Below are 19,420 nucleotides of genomic sequence, written 5' to 3'. Positions count from 1 at the left end.
GATTGGTAGAAGGATAGGCACTTTGGCAACGCGCACCGCAGCTGATTAATCCTCCACCCGCATGACGTAGCCCATGCCTACCACTGTATGGATGAGTTTAGGAGAAAACCCCTTATCAATCTTATTGCGCAGGTAGTTCACGTACACATCTACCACGTTGGAGCCGGCATCGAAGGAATCCTCCCACACGTCGCCGGCAATTTCGGCGCGGCTGAGTACCCGACCAGCCTGACGCATAAACAACTCCAGCAGCCCAAACTCACGGGCTGTGAGCTTAATAGGCTGCCCGGCGCGAGTTACGGTTTTGGCACTGGTATCTATTTGCAGGTCGGCTAGAGCCAGCACAACGCTTCGGGTCTGCTGCACCCGGCGGCGCGTGAGGGCATGCACCCGCGCCACTAGCTCCGGAAAGTCGAAGGGCTTGACCAAGTAATCGTCGGCGCCGCCGCCGAAGCCCTGCAGCTTGTCCTGGGTGGTGCCCAGCGCCGTGAGCATCAGCACGGGAAGCTGCTGGTCCTGCATCCGGATGGCAGTTAGTACCTCATAGCCATTGTAGTGCGGCAGAATCACGTCCAGAATCACCAAATCGTAGGATTGGGCGAGGGCCAGCCGCCGGCCCATGTCGCCATCGAAAGCGACGTCTACCGTAAATCCTTCTTCCTCCAAGCCTCGGCGTATAAACGCCGACACTTTCGGCTCGTCTTCTACCAGCAGTATTTTCATTGTTTTCCGCAATCAGGGGATACGCGTGCTGAGCCGACCGGACCGGATAAGGGCTAGTCGTCTTCGTAATCGAGGCCCAGGCACTGGTTTAGAGCCTGCTGCAGCTCACTGGCGGCATGCATCTGGCCGGCTTTGCGGCTCACGCGCAGCCCTTCGCGGTAAACTTTCTCGGCCTCATCCGGCTTTTGTAGCTGTTCGAGCAGCTTGCCGGCGTGGTAGTAAGTGCCCACGTAGTCAGGGTGCTCGGTCAGCAGTTTCTGGAAGTATTCCAGTGCCCGCAGCGGTTCAGCTGCCTTGTATTCAGTGGCCAGCGCATAAATCGTGAAAGCGTCGTTCGGGTCGTCCTGGTAGAAGGCCAAGAGTTGCTGCAGGCGGCTGGGTGTCGTTTCCATTGGGTGGGAGTTTTCAGTATCTTCGCCCCAAATTTGGGAGTTTCCCCGTAGTTTATCCTCCATTCAAGCAGCCGTAGATGAAGTTTCTCGTTTGCATCAGCAACGTACCCGACACGACCACCAAAATAACCTTCACTCCTGACAACAAGGAGTTCAACAAGGCCGGGGTGCAGTTCGTAATCAATCCGTGGGACGAATACGCCCTTACCCGTGCTATCGAGCTGAAAGAAGCGCAGGGAGGTGGTACCGTAACGGTCCTCAACGTAGGCGAAGCCGATACGGAACCCAACATCCGCAAAGCGCTGGCCATTGGTGCCGACGACGCCATCCGCGTGAATGCGCATCCCAAGGATGCCTTCTTCGTGGCGCAGCAGATTGCCAGCATTGCCAAAGACGGCGGCTACGACGCCATTCTGATGGGTAAGGAGAGCATCGATTACAACGGCTTCCAGGTGCACGGCATGGTAGGCGAGCTGCTCGGCATCCCGACAGTAGCACCTGCTATGAAGCTGGATATGAGCGGCAACACCGCTACGCTGGAGCGCGAAATTGAAGGCGGCAAAGAAATAGTGGAGGTAAATACGCCATTTGTGGCTTCGTGCCAGCAGCCGATGTGCGAGCCCCGCATCCCGAACATGCGCGGCATTATGACGGCCCGCACCAAGCCGCTGAAAGTAGTGGAGCCTACTGCCGATGCTGCCCGCACCGAGGTGGCTGAGTACGCGTTGCCGCCCAAAAAGCAGGGCGTGAAGCTGATTCCGGCCGAAAGCGCCGGCGAGCTGATCAAGCTGCTCCGCAACGAAGCGAAAGTAATCTAATTCAGAGCTGAGATTCTGGAACTTAGAGCCGAATCTGAAGCCAATACTTCTGTTTGTTGCGCTGAAAGACTCTGGAAATACTTCATCTAAGTTCTTCGCTCTACTATATAACCTCTCAGAAAATGTCTGTACTAGTTGTTGTTGAATGTGATGGTGGCGAGGTGAAGAAATCCTCGCTGGAAGTGGCTTCCTATGGCAGCCAGGTAGCCCAAATGCTTGGCACTACCGCCACGGCTGTAGCCGTGGGTGAAGCCACAGAAGCCAACCTCGCTAAACTCGGCGAGCAGGGCATCAGCAAAGTGCTCTACGATGCAGAGCCCCGCCTGAAAGACTTTGTGAATGGCGCATATACCAAGCTTATTGCCGCTGCCGCGCAGAAAGAGGAGTCGAAAGTAATTGTGTTGGCCAATTCCAACATCGGTGCTTCGGTTGGCTCGCGTCTGTCGATGCGGCTGCAGGCCAGCTTGGCTACCAACGTGGTGGAGCTGCCCAAAACAGATGGCGGCAGCTTCGTCGTGAAGCGCGGTGCCTTCTCGGGCAAGGCCTTCGCCGATGTGAAACTGGACGGCGAGCGTAAGATTATTGCCGTTAAAAAGAACTCCATCGAGGCGCTGCACGAAGCCGGCAAAACCGCTCAGGTAGAGTCGTTCTCGGCCCAGCTTTCGGATGCTGACTTCGCTGATGCTCCCAAGCAGGTGATAATGCAGGACCAGGCCGGTGGCATTCTGCTGCCCGAAGCCGACAAAGTAGTGTCGGGTGGCCGGGGCATGAAAGGCCCCGAGAACTGGCATCTGATTGAAGAACTCGCCAAAGCACTGGGCGCAGCTACAGCCTGCTCCAAGCCGGTGTCGGATGTTGACTGGCGCCCTCACCATGAGCACGTGGGCCAGACTGGCATCACCGTGTCGCCGAACCTGTACATTGCCTGCGGTATTTCGGGTGCTATCCAGCACTTGGCCGGTGTAAACAGCTCCAAGGTAATTGTGGTCATCAATAAAGATCCGGAAGCTCCGTTCTTCAAAGCGGCTGACTATGGCATCGTTGGCGACGTATTTGACGTACTGCCTAAACTCACTCAGGCCGTAAAGGAACTTAACTAGTAAGTGAATGAGGAAAACAGCGAATGAGTGTTAGCTTCACTCATTCGCTGTTTTCACGTTAGACCTTCCTTTCACTCCTCCACTCATTCACTTATTCGTGAAGAAGATTCCGCTCGAAATTCTTGGCTTGTCCTCCAGCCAGTCGCAGTCCGGCTCTTTCGCCCTTATTTTGGGCGAGAAAACCGGTAATCGGCGTCTGCCAATCATTATTGGCATGTTTGAGGCACAGAGCATTGCCATCCAGATAGAAAAAATCAATCCGAACCGGCCGCTCACCCATGACCTGTTCAAGTCTTTCGCCGAGCACGTACATGTGGCGGTGCTCGAAGTTCTGATTTCAGACCTGAAGGAAGGCGTTTTCTACTCCAAAATCGTTTGCTCTGATGGGGCCAGCACATTTGAGCTGGATGCCCGGCCTTCTGATGCCATTGCTATTGGACTGCGTTTTGGAGTGCCCATTTTTACGGTGGAAAGCGTTCTGAGCGAAGCCGGTATTATTCTCTCGGACCTCGACGAAAACGCTGATGAGGCGGATGACGACGATGAGGACGACGAAGATGAGGACGACACCAACGAGGGTCCGTCCAAACCGGCCCCCGCGCCGCGCGACCCAAGCGGCCAAGTGTCGTTGGACGAGCTGACCAAGATGCTGGCGCAGGCGCTGGAGCGCGAGGACTACGAAAAGGCTGCCAAAATCCGTGACGAACTGAACAAGCGTAACGGCTAAACATCGGCACCATTATATCAGCCAAAAAGGCTTTCCTGACACAGGAAAGCCTTTTTGCTTTTACTAGGGAAGACAGTTGGCTCCTCCCGGCGGTTTGTACCTTGCGCCTCCAACCCAGACCTCACTTCTATGACAATCACTGCTGAACCTGACCTGCGCTACCCAATTGGGCCCCCAGTGCTACCTACGCAGCCGCTGGAACATGGCGCCCGTATGGCCTACATTGCCCAGATTGCGCTGCTGCCCGACCAGATACGCGCCGCCGTTACGGGCCTGAACCCTACTCAACTGAATACACCCTACCGTCCAGACGGCTGGAGTGTGCGCCAGGTACTGCACCACCTGCCCGACTCGCATCTGAACAGCTACACTCGCTTCAAGCTGGCCCTTACCGAGGAAAACCCCGTGGTGCGGCCCTACGAAGAGGCTGCCTGGGCTGAGCTGCCTGATTCGCAGGTAACGCCACCAGCGGTGTCGTTGGCGCTGCTGGAGGCACTGCACATTCGCTGGGGTGTGCTGATGCGCCATCTTACTCCAGAACAGTGGGCCCGTGCCTTTCATCATCCGGAGCAGCAGCGCGACTACACACTCGACCAGGCTCTAGTGCTCTATGCCTGGCACGGACGGCATCATCTGGGCCATATTACAGAACTGCGCCGACGGGAAGGGTGGGCGTAGCTCATCAGGAAGAAATATATTCTGCGTCTCCAGCTCAACCAAAAACAACCCCTGCTATCCTCATGGACGGCAGGGGTTGTTGCTTTAATCTATATCCTGATAAGGCGAGGGCAGGCTTGTTATACTTCAGAAAGTGGACCGTTAGCCAAGGCTTCTAGGCCACCTTCTGACTCCTCATCCACTTTCTTGGCGGCCCGCACTAGGCTGCTGCTGAAAATAAACTCGCGTAGTTCCGGTACTTGGGCGTTAAGGATTTCATCCTTCGTGCCGTCCCAAAGCTTAAGGCCTTTGTGCATGAAGATGATATGGTCCCCAATTTCAATTACCGAGTTCATGTCGTGGGTGATGACGACTGTGGTGATGTTGTACTCGTAGGTGATTTCCTGGATGAGCTGGTCAATCTTGATGCTAGTAGCAGGGTCGAGGCCGGAGTTGGGCTCGTCGCAGAAGAGGTAGGTACACTGGGGCGCAATGGCGCGGGCAATACCGACGCGCTTCTTCATGCCACCGGAAATTTCGGAAGGCATTTTGGTGCCTGCATTTTCGAGGCCTACCCGCTTCAGGCAGAACTCTACCCGGTCACGCCGCTCTTCACGGCTCATCTCCGGCGTCAGCATTTTCAGCGGAAACTCCGTGTTTTCATACACCGTCATCGAGTCGAACAAGGCGCCGCCCTGAAACAGCATCCCGATTTTGCGACGGATTTCCTGTCGGATGTCCACTTTGTTGTTCGTGAATACGGTGCCATCGAAAGTGATGCTGCCCAAATCGGGCTTCATCAGGCCCACAATGCACTGTAGTAACACGCTTTTGCCGGTGCCGGAGCCACCTAGCAACAGGTTGCACTTGCCCGTTTCGAAGGTGCAGGTAATTCCTTTCAGCACCTGATTGCCGTTGAACGCCTTCTGGATATTATGAACCTCAATCATTTCGCGGTGGAATGAGTGAATGAGTGAAGATGACAGCGAGTTAAGCAACTAAGACAGTGCGGAAACCTCTCTGGCTGCTCATTTCTTCACTTATTACTTACAGGAGAATGGCGGCCAGCGCGTAGTCGGCCAGTAGAATGGCAATGATAGAGTTAGTAACGGCACCGGTACTGGCCGCTCCTACTTCCAGCGCACCGCCCTCAGTGTAGTAGCCTTTAAAGGAAGAAATAGCCGATACCAGAAACGCGAAGACCACCGACTTGATCAGTGCAAACGCAATGTTGTAAGGAATAAAATCGGTGCGGATGCCTTCAATGTACTCCTGCGCCGACATGGCGCCCGACAACGTTCCGGCAAGGTAGCCGCCCACAATAGACAAGGCCATGGCCAGAATCACGAGGAGCGGAAACATGACCATGGAGGCAATAATGCGGGGCAGCACTAAATAGGAAGCCGAGTTGATGCCCATTACTTCCAGCGCCGAAACCTGCTCGGTGATACGCATGGTACCCAGGCCACCCGCAATGCTCGACCCAACCTTACCAGCTAGCACGATGCTGGTGATAGTAGGAGCCAGTTCCAGAATGGTCATCTCGCGCACCATGTACCCGATAGTGGACTTGGGAATGAGTGGGTTGATGAGGTTGTAGGCAATCTGGACGCAGGTAACAGCCCCGATAAAGGCCGAAACAATGGCAACGATAAATACTGAGTCAATACCAATCAGTACACATTCATCGATGGTGCGTTTCCACAGAACAGCAAACCGCTCTTTGCGGAAAAGCATGCTCTGCATAAACAGTAGAAAAGAACCGAAGGTCTTAACCATAGGAGGCGAAGTGAGATAGAAAAGCGGGAACTTGCGGCGCGAGCTAGCTGAGCCGCAGAAGCCCTGAATCCTTACGTAAAAACCGAAACAACAACCAAAGGAATGGAAAAATATGTCGTGGTAACAGGGGGCAGCAAAGGAATCGGGCGGGCGGTAGTGCTGAGCTTCCTGCGTGCCGGCTTTGCAGTGGTTACCTGTGCCCGCTCCGCCGAGGATCTGGCCCGGCTACAAACAGATGTAGCGCAGGAAGTTCCCGGTGCTCGGCTGCATACGCTGCCCGCCGACCTCAGCCAACCCGAGGACTGCCACCGCTTCACAGAGTTTGTATTGAGTTTGGGAGGAGCTGTGGAAGTGCTGGTGAACAATACGGGCTCCTTTCTGCCCGGCCGCCTGCAAGATGAGCCACAGGATGGCTCGCAACTCCGGCAGATGCTGGCCGTGAACTTGCTTAGTGCCTATGACGTGACCCTGGCCCTGCTGCCTGGCCTGATTGCGCGCCGGAGCGGACATATTTTTAATATTTGCTCCACGGCCAGCATCATGGCCTACCCCAATGGCGGCTCCTATGGCATTGCGAAACACGCCTTATACGGCTTCACGCGCAACCTGCGGGAGGAGCTAAAAGAGCAGAATGTGCGCGTAACGGCCGTATTGCCCGGTGCTACTCTCACAGCCAGCTGGGAGGGCGTGGACCTGCCCGCCGAGCGGTTCGTGCGGGCCGATGATGTAGCTGCGGCCATTCACGCCGCTTATACTCTTTCGCCGCAGGCAGTGCTGGAAGAACTGCTCATCCGGCCGCAGCTCGGCGACTTATGAGTGTAGCAGCGCTACCAGCTTATCAGTTCTGCTTAATAATCTTTCCTTTGCCCGTCACGCGGACATCGGCGGTGGTAGGGTTGCCGGCATAGTAAATGGTGCCACCGCCAGCGTGAGTGCCCTGCACATACTCGGAGGCATTTACATACACATCATTGTCGGCGTAGATGCTCAGGTTGAGGTAGCAGGCACGGGCGCGCAACTCGGTGGCGAAGAAGCGGCCCAGGCCGCCGCCAGTCAATAGGAGCTGGTCGGTGGTGCCGCGCAGGCGGTAGTCGCCCAGCTCGTACTGGTCGAGCCAGAGGTAGTTGCTGCGCAGGTCGAGGTCATAGTCGCCGGTGCCGGTCATGTGGAAGTAGGCCGTATCAGCCCAGAATTGGCTTTGGGTGCGGACGGTGCCCTGGCCCAAATGGTCTATATCGTTGATACGGGGCAGATGCAGCGTAACTTCGTGGGCTATATCGTAGCTGCGGCCCCAGTTACAACGGCTTTCGTTGGTGAGGTAAAGGCGGTTGCCACGCACTTCCAGCTTCAGGTCTTCCTGCAGATTCTTACCGGTCCTGACTTCGGCGTATGTCTCCGAATCCTGTACCAGCGTTACGCTTACATTGTCGTTGATGGTGATGTCCTGAAATTCGGGCAGCTCCCGCCGCTCCGTGGTTTCTTCGCCGGCACTTTTCAGACAGTCGTTGTTCTGGCAGGATGCTAACAGTCCCATACTCAGCCCTAACGCCAACATACCACGTAAAACCCGCCAGGGGCCATTAACTTGCACTCCGAATGTATTCCGAAACATCATCCTACAGCTATGGATCTTAGCGGCAAGGTAGCCATAATCACAGGGGTCAGCAAAGGCATTGGGCGGGCAACCGCTGAGGCACTACTGGCCAAAGGGGCCATAGTGGCCGGCTGGGGCCGCACTGCTCCCGATGATTTCAAACATCCGCGCTTTCACTTCATTAAGTGCGACATCCGCAAGGAAGCCGATGTACAGAAGGCGTACGCCGCTACTACCAAGGAACTGGGCCAGCAGGTGCATGTATTGGTGAACAACGCCGGTATCGGCAATTTCGGACCTATTGACGGCTTTTCGTCAGATGACTGGCACGCCATGTTCGATACCAACGTGCATGGCTTGTTCTACTGCACCCGTGCCGTTTTGCCCCAGATGAAGCAGCAGAAAGAAGGCCACATTATCAATGTAGCTTCCCTTGCCGGCACGGCGGGCAGCCCCAATCTGGCTGGCTACTGCGCCACCAAATACGCCGTGCGCGGCTTCTCCGATTCGTTGTTCAAAGAAGTTCGGCCACAGGGAGTGCGCGTAACGTGCATTATGCCCGGCTCGGTAGAAACCAACTTCAACGGCGCCGAACCTGGCCAGAAACCTGACCCGCATAAGATGCAGCCCGAAGACATTGCCGCTGCTATTGTGCACGCGCTGGAGGCCCCTCAAAGCACGATGATATCGGAGCTGCAGATGCGGCCTACGCTGCCAAAGTAGGAAATGCAGTTCCTGTTTTTGCTGGCATTACTAGTGTACTGTTTGGTACAGTGGAAGCAGGCCAAACCACACAGACGCAGAACGAAAGCCGTATTTGCTGGGCTAGTAGCATCGTGGTTTCTGGTAAAACTTGCCTGGATACTTTTTCCTTACTTCGCTACTGCCCGCTTTCATCCGTGGCTCCTCATTGATTAATACACGCCATTCTACATGGTTGAAATAACGAATCTTACCAAAACCTTCGGTACCCAAACGGCGGTGGATGACATATCCTTCACGGTCGGGAAAGGTGAAATACTGGGGTTTCTGGGGCCGAACGGGGCCGGCAAGTCCACGACCATGAAGATGGCTACGGGGTATCTGCCGCCTTCGGCTGGCACTATCGTTATTGAAGGCTATGACGTGCAGACGGCTCCGCTGGAAGTGCGCCGCCGCGTAGGCTACTTGCCCGAACACAACCCGCTCTACCTCGATATGTACGTGCACGAATACCTTGAATTCATTGGGTCGGTGCACGGTCTGAAAGGCAGCGGGCTGCGCCAGCGTGTGCAGCAACTGGTGGATAGGGTAGGGCTGGGGCGCGAGCAGAACAAGCAAATCGGGGCCCTGTCCAAAGGCTACCGCCAGCGCGTAGGCCTTGCGCAGGCCCTCATCCACGACCCTGGCGTACTCATCCTCGACGAGCCCACCACCGGCTTAGACCCTAACCAGATTGGTGAAATCCGCAGCCTGATCCGAGAACTGGGCCAAGACAAAACCGTCATCTTCAGCACCCACATTCTGCCCGAAGTAGCCGCCCTGTGCAGCCGCGCCGTCATCATCAACCGCGGCCGGCTCGTCGCCGATTCGCCCGTGTCGGAGCTAGGCGGCAAGGCCGCGCGCGAAACCATCATCCGCGCCGAGTTTGAGCAGCCAATTGACGCTGCGCCGCTATTGGCGCTGGCTGGCATCCGAAACGTGGAAGTAGAAACCGGCAATACTTATCGTATCCGAGCCGCTGCCGGCACCGACCAGCGCGGCGCCATTTCACGGCTGGCGGCTCAGCAGGGCTGGGTGCTGTTGGGGTTGCGGCAGGAGGAACAGTCGCTGGAGCAGGTGTTCCAGCAGCTGACGCGCAGTGAGTGAATGACTGAATGAGTGGATGAGTGAATGGATAGGTGCACTAGGTCACCTGTACGACATTCACTCATCTACTCATTCAGTTATTCACTTATCCACTCATTCAATCATTGATTAATGCTCGCCATCCTTCGCAAAGAATTCAACAGCTTCCTCAACTCGCCGGTGGCCTACGTGGTCATGGGGGTGTTTCTGGTAGCTACAGGCCTGTTCGTGTGGGTCTTTCCGGATAGCTCGGTGCTGGACTACGGCTTTGCCGACCTGCAGACGCTCTTCAACATGGCCCCCTGGATTTTCCTGTTCCTGATTCCGGCCCTCACTATGCGCACTTTTGCCGAGGAGAAGAAGGCCGGCACCATCGAGTTACTGCTCACGCGTCCGCTCACCGATGGCCAGATAATAGGAGGGAAGTACTTGGCCTGCTTGCTGCTGGCCCTACTGGCGCTGCTGCCCACGCTGCTTTACTATTACTCGGTGTATCAGCTCGGCAACCCGCCCGGCAACATCGACTCGGCGGCCACGGTAGGCTCCTACCTGGGGCTGGGGCTGCTGGCGGCGGTATTTTCGGCCATCGGCATCTTCGCCTCGGCCATTACCCGCGACCAAATCATTGCTTTTCTGGTGGCCGTGGTAGGCTGCTTCCTGGTGTACTCGGGCTTCGATTCGCTGGCCTCGGTTTTCGACGGGGCGCCAGCCTACTACATCAGCCAGCTAGGCATTGCGGCCCACTACCGCGACATCAGCAAAGGCCTCATCGACTCCCGCGACCTACTCTATTTCCTTAGTCTGATTGCCGGGCTGCTACTCGCCACGCGGCTGGTATTGCAAAGCCGGAACTGGTAGCAGCTACGAAACAACATGTCCGAACCACAACCCTCGTTTCCTGCTTCCCGCAAACGCCGCGACCTGACCCGCTTTCTGGTGGTGATAGGCCTACTGCTGCTGTTCAACTTTCTCGGCCAGCAATTCTTCTTCCGCCTCGACCTGACGGAGGAGAAGCGTTACACCATGTCGGATGCCACCAAAGCGCTGCTCCAGAACCTGAAGCAACCCGTGACCGTGACCGTGTATCTGGATGGTGACTTTCCGCCCGCTTTCCGCCGTTTGCAGCAGTCGGTGCGCGAAACCCTGAACGAAATGCAGGTGTACGGCGGCTCCAACCTGCACTACGTCTTCATCGACCCTTCAGCGGCTGGTACCGAGAAGGCCCGCAACGAATACTATGAGACGTTGCTCAAAAAAGGCCTGCGCCCCACCAATCTGGGCGCTAACGAAAACGGCAAGCGGGTCGAGAAAATCATCTTTCCCTGGGCTACGGTGGAAGCTGGCGGCAAGCAGCAGCAAGTGCTACTGCTGCGCGGCAACCAAGCCGCACCTTCCGATGTGCGCCTCAACCAAAGCATCGAAGGGTTGGAATACGAACTGGCCAGCGCCATCCGCAAGCTCAGTCCCGGCCAGCGTAAGCGCATCGGCGTGATTGAAGGCCACGGCGAGCTGTCGAACCTGGAAGCCGGCGACCTGATAGGCTCCCTGGGCCAGTTCTACGACGTATTTCGGGTCAATCTGGCGGCGTCGCGGCCCCAGGATCTGCGCACGCTCAGTGCCCTAATTGTAGCCAAGCCTGCCACAGCCTATACTGAGCCGGAGAAGTTTAAGCTGGATCAGTTTATCACGCAGGGCGGCAATGCGCTGTTATTCATGGATGCCATGCGCGTGAACCTCGACAGCGCCAGCCGGGGAGGTATGCTGGCCTTTCCGCTGCAGCTGGGCCTCGACGACCTGCTGTTCAAGTACGGTGTCCGGGTAAATCCTGACCTGATTCTGGACCTCAATTCCGGCGTGATTCCGCTCGTGACGGGCACCGAAGGCGACAAACCCAAAGTGGAGCCCATGCCGTGGCAGTTCTACCCGCTTATCAACAACTACAGCCCGCACCCCATCACCCGCAACCTCGATGCGGTATACACCAAGTTCATCAGCAGCCTCGACACGGTGAAAGCCACCGGCATCCGCAAAACGCCGCTCATGTTTACCTCGCGCTACACGCGCGTGCTGCCGGCTCCCGTGCCCGTGAACCTGAACGACGCCCGCCTGCCACCCGACCAGAAGCTCTATACCTCGAAGTTCAACCCGGTCGGCTATTTGCTCGAAGGCCAGTTCCGCTCCCTCTACGCCAACCGTACCGAGCCCGGTACCACTCGCTTCCAGCCCGAAACCTCGCCGCAGGCCCGCCCTGCCAAAGTGCTGGTCATTTCTGACGGCGACTTTGTGCGCAATGAGGTAGACCCCAAAACCGGCCGCCCGATGCGCCTCGGCTTCGACCGTCTCGCCAGCACCGAATTTGCCAACCGCGAGTTGGTGCTGAATGCCGTAGACTACATGCTCGACGAAAGCGGCCTTATCACGGTGCGCGGCAAGCAAATCACGCTCCGTCCCCTCGATAAGCTCCGCGTAGCCGAGCAGCGCAGCCAGTGGCAGCTCCTAAACTTGGCGGCGCCGTTGGTGCTACTGGGCCTGTTCGGAGCCGTGCGCGCCTGGCGCCGTAAGCGCCGCTACGCTTCATTTTAACACCAGAAAGTTTAGCTTCTGGTCTTTACGAGCCTCTACTGTAGCTATTGTAGTATGCAGAGGGTGGAACGACTGTGTGTATTGCTAGACCCAGATAGCAAGCGTGTGGCCTATTAACGGCCAGGCAGGAGCGCAGTACAGCCCATTGCTTTACTGAAGGCCGCCTTGTCATGCGTGTTGGGTCTGTAGGAAGTAGGTCGAAATAGGCTACCTTCGTTGCATACGCTATTCTTTCATGCAAGACGCTAATCCTACTCTAGCAACCGGGCACATGGCCGCATTGCCCAAAGCCCCAACAGGCATCGAAGGCCTCGATGAAATTACGGAAGGAGGCTTGCCTAAAGGGCGCCCAACCCTAATATGCGGGAGTGCCGGCTGTGGCAAAACTCTGATGGGCGTAGAATTTCTGGTGCGCGGCATTCTGGACTACAACGAGCCCGGAGTACTCATGGCGTTTGAGGAAACCGCCGATGAACTGGCTGCCAACGTGGCTTCGCTGGGCTTCGACCTGAAGCAGCTGCAGGCCAATAAATTGCTCCGCCTCGACCACGTGCACGTCGACCGGTCGGAGATAGAAGAAACCGGCGAGTATGACCTCGAAGGCCTGTTTATCCGCCTGGGGTATGCCATCGACAGCATTGGTGCCAAACGCGTCGTGCTCGATACCATTGAGTCATTGTTTTCGGGATTCCCTAACCAAGCGGTACTCCGGTCTGAAATCCGGCGTCTGTTTCGCTGGCTCAAAGACAAGGGGGTCACTACCGTCATCACGGCTGAGCGAGGCGAAGGTTCCCTGACGCGCCAAGGACTAGAGGAATACGTTTCCGACTGCGTGATTTTGCTCGATAACCGGGTAATCAATCAGATAACGACGCGCCGCCTGCGCATAGTGAAATACCGTGGCAGCACGCACGGCACCAACGAATACCCCTACATCATTACTGAGGATGGTATTTCGGTGGTGCCCGTTACCTCGCTGCGGCTGGAGCATGTAGTGTCCAATGAGGTAGTGTCTACCGGTGTAGCAGGCCTAGATGATATGTTCACGCACCGCGGTGTGTACCGTGGCAGCAGTACGCTCATCACGGGCACGGCAGGCACGGCCAAGACCACGCTGGCGGTATCTTTTGCTATAGAAGCCTGCCGCCGGGGCGAACGATGTGTGTACTTTGCATTCGAGGAGTCGCCGGAGCAGCTGATCCGCAATATGCAATCCGTGGGAATGGACCTGCGGCCTTTTGTGGAACAAGGACTGCTGTTCATTGAGGCGTCCCGGCCCACACTCAATGGGCTGGAGCAGCACTTGGTTACGGTGCATAAGCTGATTAAAGAAATAAAGCCTGGCACCGTAATCATCGACCCAATCAGCAATCTGGTTTCGGTGGGCAGCATTTCTGAGGTGCGGGCCATGCTTACTCGCCTCATCGACTACCTGAAAGTGCAGGGCGTCACGGCCCTCTTTACCGCCCTGATCAGCGGCCGGAGTGCTACACAGGAAATGACCGAAGAGGGCGTTTCTTCACTGGTCGATACCTGGGTTCATGTGCGCGACCTAGAAGGCGTAGGAGAGCGGAACCGGGGCGTCAGCATTCTGAAAGCCCGGGGCATGGCGCACTCCAACCAGGTACGCGAATTTGTAGTAACCAGCCACGGAGTTCAGTTGCTCGACGTGAAAATCGGACCGGACGGCATCGTGACCGGGGCCAGCCGCTTGGCCCAGAGCATTCAGGAGCAGGCCCAGATAATAGCCAATCAGCAGGAAGTGGAACGCCGCGACCGGGAACTGGAGCGCAAGCGCCGGGTGCTGGAAGCTACTATTGCCAACCTGCGCACCGAGTTTGAGTCGGTGGAGGAAGAATTGCGTCGCATCACGCTGGAAGAGGAGCACCGCCAAAATTCCCTCACACAGAGTCGCCAGCAGATTGCCCGCGACTTTGCCAACCGTCGGACCGATAAGTCGTCCGATTCGCCCGATAACGCGTAACACCGCAGTATGACGATGACTCTGGGCTCAATACCCACAACTATGGAAGAGGAAATCTGGGAACTGCGCCTGTACGTGGCCGGCCAAACCGTGAAATCTGTTACGGCGCTGGCCAATCTGCGTAACTATTGCGAGACGCACCTGAAAGGCCGCTACCGACTGGAGGTGATTGACTTGCTGCTGCACCCACAGTTGGCCGAGGGCGACCAGATTCTGGCTATTCCGACGTTGGTGCGCAAAGTGCCGTCGCCTATCCGCAAAATCATTGGCGACCTGTCTAACCAGGAGCGAGTGCTGGTCGGGCTGGATATCCGGGCGGTTGAGGGTAAGTAGGTCTGCCGTTTATGGAACCAGAACAAGGCCCGGAAACGGCCGCCGAATACATACTTCATCTGTACATAACTGGTGCCACTCCCAACTCCACGCGGGCTGTGCGCAACATCAAGGATATCTGTGAGCGGTATCTTCCGGGGCGTTACGAACTGATAATTGTGGATATTTATCAGCAGCCTGAAATGGCGCAGGATGCGCAGATCATTGCGGCTCCAACGCTCGTGAAAAAAAGCCCTGGTCTGATGCGTTGGCTAGTTGGCGACCTTTCGGACCGCCGCCGTGTGCTAACCTTGCTCGGCCTTGTTCCTGACTCCGATGACCCCCACGTCGATGCCTGATTCTTCGTCGCTTTCTGCTGCTGAGCTGGCCCGCGAAAACCAGCAGCTACGCCTGCAGTTGCAGGAAGCCGAAGAGCTTATCAGCGCTATTCGCACCGGCTCGGTTGATGCGCTGGCGGTGCAAGGAGCCGATGGCCCCCGCATTTACACGCTGGAAGGTGCCGACCAAAGCTACCGTACCCTCATTGAGCAGATGAACGAGGGAGCATTGCTGCTGAGCCAGGACTCAACGGTGCTCTACTGCAACGCCTGCATGGCCAGCTTACTCGATAGGGGGCTGGAAGCTGTGATGGGCACCGACTTCGCTGATTTCGTACCTGCAGACTATCAAGCATACTGGCAGACGCTGCTGGCAGCGGGCTGGGCTGGCAAAAGCAAAGGCGAGATGCCCTTAAGCAGCCAGCAAGGTCTGCTACGGCCCTTTGCCTTGGCCTTGAACGTGCTGACGTTCAACGAGACGTCGGTGCTGGCTGTTATCGTCACGGATATGTCGGCGCAACGCGAGATAAGCGCTATTCAGGCGCAGGTAGCAGAGCAGAATATGCTGCTGGCCCACAAGAATGAGGAGTTGAAAACGCAGGAATCGGCCCGGATAGCAGTAGAGCGGGTGGCCGCCGAAGCCAGCCGGCTGCTGGAAGGCATTCCACAGATTGCCTGGACCGCCGAGCCAACCGGACACAACACCTACCTCAACCGGCGCTGGTTTGATTACACCGGAATTCAGGGAAATCAGTCACTGGATAGCCAGATTGCGGAATACATCCACCCCGATGACCTGCGGCCTGCTATCCAGCGCTGGCAGCTCAGCCTTGATTCGGGGGCACCACTGGAAGTCGAATGTCGGATTCGGGACCGTTTCGGCGAATACCGCTGGATGCTGGGTCGCGCGTTGCCTTCCCGCAACGAGCAGGAGCAGATTGTGCAATGGATTGGCACCTACACGGATATCCATGAGCAGAAGCTGGCGCAGGAGCGTATTGTGCAAACTCAGAGCCAGTTGCGAATGAACAATGAGCAACTGACGCGCGCTAATATCGACCTGGATAACTTCATTTATACCGCCTCCCACGACCTGAAGGCACCTATCAACAATATCGAGGGCCTACTCAACGCGTTGCAGCCAGAACTGGCCGCCAGCAGCTCCGGCAACGACCAGACCCAACTGCTCCTGAACATGATGCAGGACTCGGTGGAGCGCTTCAAGCGTACGATTGAGCACTTGACTGAAGTGACCAAGCTGCAGAAGGAAAACGACCAGCCCGCCGCGGTGATTGATCTGGCGAGCCTGATTCAGGAAGTGAGCCTGGATTTGAGGCCTCTGATGCGTTCTGCTGGCGGCCAGCTGGAAGTAAATGTTGAGGCGTGCCCTTCCATATCCTTCTCCGAGAAGAACCTGCGCAGTATCGTGTATAATCTGCTCAGCAACGCCTTCAAATACCATTCTCTCGACCGGGAACTGCACGTTCGGATTCTGACCCGCCAGACGGCCCAGTTTACGGTGCTGGAAGTGCACGACAATGGCCTAGGGCTTGATACCAGTAACCATGAGCGGCTGTTTGCCATGTTTCAGCGCTTCCACGACCATGTTGAAGGCAGCGGCATCGGCTTATACATGGTGAAGAAGATTATAGAAAACGCCGGGGGCTATATTGAGGTACAAAGCCAGGTAGGGAAGGGGGCAAGCTTCTTCGTGCATTTCGCACGGTAGCGCCTCGTTTCTGCCCCTCGGCCAGTATACCCCGTCAATTACCACTTTAGTGTTACTTCTATGCCCAAGCTTTCCTGTATCATATTGGTTGATGATGACTCTACCACAAACTATCTGAACCACAGCTTACTATTGCGGCTGGAAGCGGCCGACAGGCTACTAACTGCCACCAACGGCCAGCATGCGCTGGACCTGCTGCACCAGCACCAGCCTACTACAGCCGCCCCCGATACCCTGATTCTGCTGGACGTGCAAATGCCTGTTATGGATGGCTATAGCTTCGTGGAAACCTATGCGCAACTGCCAGCCTCCCGGCATTCCATCATTGTGGTGACCCTCACAACCCCGTTGCCTTCCCATAATATTACCCGACTGAAGCAGCATAATGTTGCGGGGTTTGTGCACAAACCCCTAACGACCGAGAAGGTGCATCAGCTGCTAAAAACCTATTTCAGCCACCTGGAGCCAGACTGCTGAAGCGGCTACGTCTTTCCTGGCATACGTAGTCTGCTCACCCGTAATAATCCGGCGCTGCTGCTGTTAGCGGTGCTGCGCAGTGCTAGAAAACCCCGTTGCGGTTTCCTATCTTTGTCCTCTTCCCCAAAACGCCGACAACCTACCTTTTCGTATGAAGTTCATCGTCTCGTCTTCCGCCTTGCTCAAGCAGCTCCAGAGCATCAACGGCGTGGTCACGAACAATCCTGTTGTGCCGATTCTGGAGAACTTCCTCTTCGAGATTGAAGATGGCAAGCTGACGATTACGGCCTCCGATCTGGAGACCAGCATGATGACCGAATTGCCCGTAGAAGCCCGCGAAAGTGGCCGCATTGCTGCCCCCGCCCGCATTCTGCTCGATACCCTGAAAAACCTGCCCGACCAGCCCGTGACATTCACGCTGGACGAGGAAACCTATACCATCGAAATTGCCAGCTCCAACGGCCGCTACAAACTAGCCGGCGAAAATGCCACCGACTTTCCGCGCGTACCGGTAGTGAAAGGGTCGGCACCGCTGGAAATTCCGTCGTCGTCGTTGGCACGCGCCATCAACAAAACCATCTTCGCCGTGAGCACCGACGAGCTGCGCCCGGCCATGACTGGTATTCTGGTGCAACTCGCCGACAGCCAGGTGACGTTTGTGGCTACCGATGGCCACCGGCTGCTTCGCTACCGCCGCTCCGACGTGGGGGCCGGCCAGACGGCCAATCTTATCATTCCGCGCAAAGCGTTCAACTTGCTGAAAGGCGCGCTGCCCTCCGAGGCAACTCCGGTACGCGTAGAGTTCAACAACTCCAATGCTTTCTTCAGCTTCAACCAGATGCGCCTCGTGTGCCGCCTGATTGATGAGCGGTATCCCGATTACGAGAACGTAATTCCGGTTTCGAACCCCAACAAGCTCATCATCAGCCGCCAGGAGCTGCTGAACTCGGTGAAGCGGATTAGCATCTACTCCAACAAAACCACGCACCAGGTACGCCTGCGCCTCGCAGGCTCAGAGCTGACTGTTTCGGCCGAAGACCTGGACTTCTCGAACGAAGCCAACGAAAAACTGGCTTGCCAGTATGACGGGGAGGACATGGAAATCGGTTTCAATGCTAAGTTCCTGCAGGAGATGCTGTCCAACATCGATTCGGAGGAAATTACGCTGGAACTGAGCACCCCTAACCGTGCCGGCCTGCTCATGCCTACCCTCGCCGACGACAACGAGAACATTCTGATGCTCGTGATGCCGGTGATGCTGAACAACTACGTTTAACTTTCTTGCACAACCCAGAGCGTCATACGGAGCTTGTTGAATCATCGCCACTACAGTAGTAACCAGGTTACTTAGTAGGGGCGGTATTTCAGCAAGCTCTGTATGACGCTCTGCTTTTACCCTCAGAACCATGAAAAAATCTGAAATCCGCTTCAGTATTGCCCTCGACGATCAGAAAGTGCCAGAGGCCATCAGCTGGTCGGCGACGGATGCAGGCCCCGATATTCATTTTGCCAAAGCCATTAATGTGGCCATCTGGGACCGTAACCAGGATGGCACCATGAAAATAGACCTCTGGACCAAGGATATGCCGGTCGATGCTATGAAGTATTTCGTAGTCGATAACATCGGAGCCATGGCCGAAACCATTATGACGGCCACCAACGATGTAGTAATGGCCACCAAAATGCGCGACCTGTGCCGGGTTCTCACCGACCATATCGATGAGGAAACCAAGAAGCAGAAATAACACGCTTGTAGTACATAAAAAAGCCTCCGCAACGGTATTGCGGAGGCTTTTTTATGAAGGACTTACTAAGACTAGCGAGTCTGTGGGGCAGTAGTCCGGGCTGGTGCAATGACAGCGCCACTAGAAGCCGGCGAAGGGTTTTGCACCGAGTTTACGAAAGTTGCGTTGGCATTAGCCGAACGAGAGGCGTAATCCTTATCAAACTTGTAAAAAGCCGAACGGGAGCCGTAGTAGTCGGTGTACTGGTCGTTCGAAAGAACAGCCTGCAATTCCCGGTCACGCTCTTTGCAAACACCCTGGCACTGCTCATCAATGAGCTTTGGATTGCCAGCGTTTTTACGCTCAATAGCCGCCATTTTCGCCACTTTATCATCGTTAATAGCCCGCAGGCGGCTTGCCTGGTAGCCATTGAGGCGCAGGTCACGCACCATCTGGTCGGAGAGGCGCTTGGCACGCTCCTGCACCGGATTCAGGCGCGGCGACGATTGAGTCTTGTCTTTGGGAGCTAAGGTAGGCTTTTGCTGGGCCTGCGTACCGAGGGTAGCGGCGAGGAGCAGGGCAGCGGTAGCAAGTTGCTTTCTCATCGTTCTTATATATCGTTGACAGGTCAGGAACCAGAAAAAGGCAGCGGCTTA

General features: G+C 56.2%; 22 protein-coding genes. 16 read left to right on the top strand and 6 right to left on the bottom strand.

The annotated features are described in order from the left end of the window. Positions 1-45: 45 nt before the first annotated feature. Complete coding sequence (locus H4317_RS11815) at positions 46-723, bottom strand: response regulator (protein ID WP_185886802.1); 678 nt, start codon at positions 721-723, stop codon at positions 46-48. Between the two features lie 53 nt (positions 724-776). Continuing rightward, entirely contained in the window at positions 777-1,115 is a 339-nt protein-coding gene (locus tag H4317_RS11810) for a tetratricopeptide repeat protein (protein WP_185886801.1), read from the bottom strand. A 77-nt stretch (positions 1,116-1,192) separates the two neighbouring features. Between H4317_RS11810 and H4317_RS11805 the strand changes: the two genes are divergently transcribed. The 4 genes from H4317_RS11805 (at position 1,193) to H4317_RS11790 (ending at position 4,438) form a co-directional block, all read left to right on the top strand. Continuing rightward, the gene (locus tag H4317_RS11805; protein WP_185886800.1) at positions 1,193-1,933 is read left to right on the top strand and encodes an electron transfer flavoprotein subunit beta/FixA family protein; all 741 of its coding nucleotides are present in this window, start codon (positions 1,193-1,195) and stop codon (positions 1,931-1,933) included. Positions 1,934-2,055: 122 nt separating this feature from the next. Further along, entirely contained in the window at positions 2,056-3,033 is a 978-nt protein-coding gene (locus H4317_RS11800; protein WP_185886799.1) for an electron transfer flavoprotein subunit alpha/FixB family protein, read from the top strand. A 97-nt stretch (positions 3,034-3,130) separates the two neighbouring features. After that, positions 3,131-3,760, top strand: a complete 630-nt coding sequence (locus H4317_RS11795) for a bifunctional nuclease family protein (protein WP_185886798.1) — start codon at positions 3,131-3,133, stop codon at positions 3,758-3,760. 129 nt (positions 3,761-3,889) lie between these two features. Then, positions 3,890-4,438, top strand: coding sequence for a YfiT family bacillithiol transferase (locus H4317_RS11790; protein ID WP_185886797.1), 549 nt, complete (start codon positions 3,890-3,892; stop codon positions 4,436-4,438). A 119-nt stretch (positions 4,439-4,557) separates the two neighbouring features. Here H4317_RS11790 and H4317_RS11785 read toward each other — a convergent pair whose 3' ends face one another. Next, positions 4,558-5,367: an ABC transporter ATP-binding protein gene (locus H4317_RS11785; RefSeq protein WP_185886796.1), complete on the bottom strand. Its 810-nt coding sequence runs from the start codon at positions 5,365-5,367 to the stop codon at positions 4,558-4,560. A 97-nt stretch (positions 5,368-5,464) separates the two neighbouring features. Continuing rightward, positions 5,465-6,196: an MlaE family ABC transporter permease gene (locus tag H4317_RS11780; RefSeq protein WP_185886795.1), complete on the bottom strand. Its 732-nt coding sequence runs from the start codon at positions 6,194-6,196 to the stop codon at positions 5,465-5,467. A 102-nt stretch (positions 6,197-6,298) separates the two neighbouring features. Here H4317_RS11780 and H4317_RS11775 point away from each other — a divergent pair, with 102 nt between their 5' ends. Next, entirely contained in the window at positions 6,299-7,012 is a 714-nt protein-coding gene (locus H4317_RS11775) for an SDR family oxidoreductase (RefSeq protein WP_185886794.1), read from the top strand. A 22-nt stretch (positions 7,013-7,034) separates the two neighbouring features. Here H4317_RS11775 and H4317_RS11770 read toward each other — a convergent pair whose 3' ends face one another. Continuing rightward, the gene (locus H4317_RS11770) at positions 7,035-7,730 is read right to left on the bottom strand and encodes a GIN domain-containing protein (protein ID WP_185886793.1); all 696 of its coding nucleotides are present in this window, start codon (positions 7,728-7,730) and stop codon (positions 7,035-7,037) included. A gap of 90 nt (positions 7,731-7,820) precedes the next feature. Here H4317_RS11770 and H4317_RS11765 point away from each other — a divergent pair, with 90 nt between their 5' ends. The 11 genes from H4317_RS11765 (at position 7,821) to gldC (ending at position 18,785) form a co-directional block, all read left to right on the top strand. Continuing rightward, a complete protein-coding gene (locus tag H4317_RS11765) occupies positions 7,821-8,513 on the top strand; it encodes an SDR family oxidoreductase (RefSeq protein ID WP_185886792.1) in 693 nt (230 codons plus the stop codon). Between the two features lie 210 nt (positions 8,514-8,723). Beyond that, positions 8,724-9,638 carry a gliding motility-associated ABC transporter ATP-binding subunit GldA gene (gene gldA / locus H4317_RS11760; protein ID WP_185886791.1) on the top strand — a complete coding sequence of 305 codons (915 nt, stop codon included), beginning with the start codon at positions 8,724-8,726 and terminating at the stop codon, positions 9,636-9,638. A gap of 111 nt (positions 9,639-9,749) precedes the next feature. Then, the gene (gene gldF, locus H4317_RS11755; RefSeq protein WP_185886790.1) at positions 9,750-10,475 is read left to right on the top strand and encodes a gliding motility-associated ABC transporter permease subunit GldF; all 726 of its coding nucleotides are present in this window, start codon (positions 9,750-9,752) and stop codon (positions 10,473-10,475) included. A gap of 15 nt (positions 10,476-10,490) precedes the next feature. Continuing rightward, a complete protein-coding gene (gene gldG, locus H4317_RS11750) occupies positions 10,491-12,200 on the top strand; it encodes a gliding motility-associated ABC transporter substrate-binding protein GldG (RefSeq protein ID WP_260625644.1) in 1,710 nt (569 codons plus the stop codon). 271 nt (positions 12,201-12,471) lie between these two features. Next, positions 12,472-14,184, top strand: coding sequence for a circadian clock protein KaiC (kaiC, locus tag H4317_RS11745; RefSeq protein ID WP_260625643.1), 1,713 nt, complete (start codon positions 12,472-12,474; stop codon positions 14,182-14,184). A 42-nt stretch (positions 14,185-14,226) separates the two neighbouring features. After that, on the top strand, positions 14,227-14,517 hold the full coding sequence (locus tag H4317_RS11740) for a circadian clock KaiB family protein (protein ID WP_185886788.1): 291 nt from the start codon (positions 14,227-14,229) through the stop codon (positions 14,515-14,517). Between the two features lie 11 nt (positions 14,518-14,528). Next, positions 14,529-14,855, top strand: a complete 327-nt coding sequence (locus tag H4317_RS11735) for a circadian clock KaiB family protein (protein ID WP_185886787.1) — start codon at positions 14,529-14,531, stop codon at positions 14,853-14,855. Then, on the top strand, positions 14,833-16,563 hold the full coding sequence (locus H4317_RS11730; protein ID WP_185886786.1) for a sensor histidine kinase: 1,731 nt from the start codon (positions 14,833-14,835) through the stop codon (positions 16,561-16,563). The genes H4317_RS11735 and H4317_RS11730 overlap by 23 nt, the downstream gene beginning before the upstream one ends. A 60-nt stretch (positions 16,564-16,623) precedes the next feature. Further along, on the top strand, positions 16,624-17,040 hold the full coding sequence (locus H4317_RS11725; protein WP_185886785.1) for a response regulator: 417 nt from the start codon (positions 16,624-16,626) through the stop codon (positions 17,038-17,040). Positions 17,041-17,191: 151 nt separating this feature from the next. Next, entirely contained in the window at positions 17,192-18,316 is a 1,125-nt protein-coding gene (gene dnaN / locus H4317_RS11720; RefSeq protein WP_185886784.1) for a DNA polymerase III subunit beta, read from the top strand. A gap of 130 nt (positions 18,317-18,446) precedes the next feature. Further along, positions 18,447-18,785 carry a gliding motility protein GldC gene (gene gldC, locus H4317_RS11715; protein ID WP_185886783.1) on the top strand — a complete coding sequence of 113 codons (339 nt, stop codon included), beginning with the start codon at positions 18,447-18,449 and terminating at the stop codon, positions 18,783-18,785. 71 nt (positions 18,786-18,856) lie between these two features. On the opposite strand, the gene H4317_RS11710 is transcribed toward gldC, so the two are convergent. Then, positions 18,857-19,369 (bottom strand): DUF4890 domain-containing protein, encoded by a 513-nt coding sequence (locus tag H4317_RS11710; RefSeq protein WP_185886782.1) that lies wholly within the window; start codon positions 19,367-19,369, stop codon positions 18,857-18,859. Positions 19,370-19,420 lie beyond the last annotated feature (51 nt).

Origin of the sequence: Hymenobacter sediminicola (assembly GCF_014250515.1) — a bacterium.
Lineage (GTDB): Bacteria > Bacteroidota > Bacteroidia > Cytophagales > Hymenobacteraceae > Hymenobacter > Hymenobacter sediminicola.
The sequence above is the reverse complement of the archived record's forward strand: the minus strand, read 5'-3'. Positions and strand labels throughout refer to the sequence as shown.

Bases quoted from the DNA above. Each gene is read 5' to 3' on its own strand.
- H4317_RS11815 (WP_185886802.1), bottom strand. From the start codon at position 723: ATGAAAATACTGCTGGTAGAAGACGAGCCGAAAGTGTCGGCGTTTATA.
- H4317_RS11810 (WP_185886801.1), bottom strand. From the start codon at position 1,115: ATGGAAACGACACCCAGCCGCCTGCAGCAACTCTTGGCCTTCTACCAG.
- H4317_RS11805 (WP_185886800.1), top strand. From the start codon at position 1,193: ATGAAGTTTCTCGTTTGCATCAGCAACGTACCCGACACGACCACCAAA.
- H4317_RS11800 (WP_185886799.1), top strand. From the start codon at position 2,056: ATGTCTGTACTAGTTGTTGTTGAATGTGATGGTGGCGAGGTGAAGAAA.
- H4317_RS11790 (WP_185886797.1), top strand. From the start codon at position 3,890: ATGACAATCACTGCTGAACCTGACCTGCGCTACCCAATTGGGCCCCCA.
- H4317_RS11785 (WP_185886796.1), bottom strand. From the start codon at position 5,367: ATGATTGAGGTTCATAATATCCAGAAGGCGTTCAACGGCAATCAGGTG.
- H4317_RS11780 (WP_185886795.1), bottom strand. From the start codon at position 6,196: ATGGTTAAGACCTTCGGTTCTTTTCTACTGTTTATGCAGAGCATGCTT.
- H4317_RS11775 (WP_185886794.1), top strand. From the start codon at position 6,299: ATGGAAAAATATGTCGTGGTAACAGGGGGCAGCAAAGGAATCGGGCGG.
- H4317_RS11770 (WP_185886793.1), bottom strand. From the start codon at position 7,730: ATGGGACTGTTAGCATCCTGCCAGAACAACGACTGTCTGAAAAGTGCC.
- H4317_RS11765 (WP_185886792.1), top strand. From the start codon at position 7,821: ATGGATCTTAGCGGCAAGGTAGCCATAATCACAGGGGTCAGCAAAGGC.
- gldA (WP_185886791.1), top strand. From the start codon at position 8,724: ATGGTTGAAATAACGAATCTTACCAAAACCTTCGGTACCCAAACGGCG.
- gldF (WP_185886790.1), top strand. From the start codon at position 9,750: ATGCTCGCCATCCTTCGCAAAGAATTCAACAGCTTCCTCAACTCGCCG.
- gldG (WP_260625644.1), top strand. From the start codon at position 10,491: ATGTCCGAACCACAACCCTCGTTTCCTGCTTCCCGCAAACGCCGCGAC.
- kaiC (WP_260625643.1), top strand. From the start codon at position 12,472: ATGGCCGCATTGCCCAAAGCCCCAACAGGCATCGAAGGCCTCGATGAA.
- H4317_RS11740 (WP_185886788.1), top strand. From the start codon at position 14,227: ATGGAAGAGGAAATCTGGGAACTGCGCCTGTACGTGGCCGGCCAAACC.
- H4317_RS11735 (WP_185886787.1), top strand. From the start codon at position 14,529: ATGGAACCAGAACAAGGCCCGGAAACGGCCGCCGAATACATACTTCAT.
- H4317_RS11730 (WP_185886786.1), top strand. From the start codon at position 14,833: ATGACCCCCACGTCGATGCCTGATTCTTCGTCGCTTTCTGCTGCTGAG.
- H4317_RS11725 (WP_185886785.1), top strand. From the start codon at position 16,624: ATGCCCAAGCTTTCCTGTATCATATTGGTTGATGATGACTCTACCACA.
- dnaN (WP_185886784.1), top strand. From the start codon at position 17,192: ATGAAGTTCATCGTCTCGTCTTCCGCCTTGCTCAAGCAGCTCCAGAGC.
- gldC (WP_185886783.1), top strand. From the start codon at position 18,447: ATGAAAAAATCTGAAATCCGCTTCAGTATTGCCCTCGACGATCAGAAA.
- H4317_RS11710 (WP_185886782.1), bottom strand. From the start codon at position 19,369: ATGAGAAAGCAACTTGCTACCGCTGCCCTGCTCCTCGCCGCTACCCTC.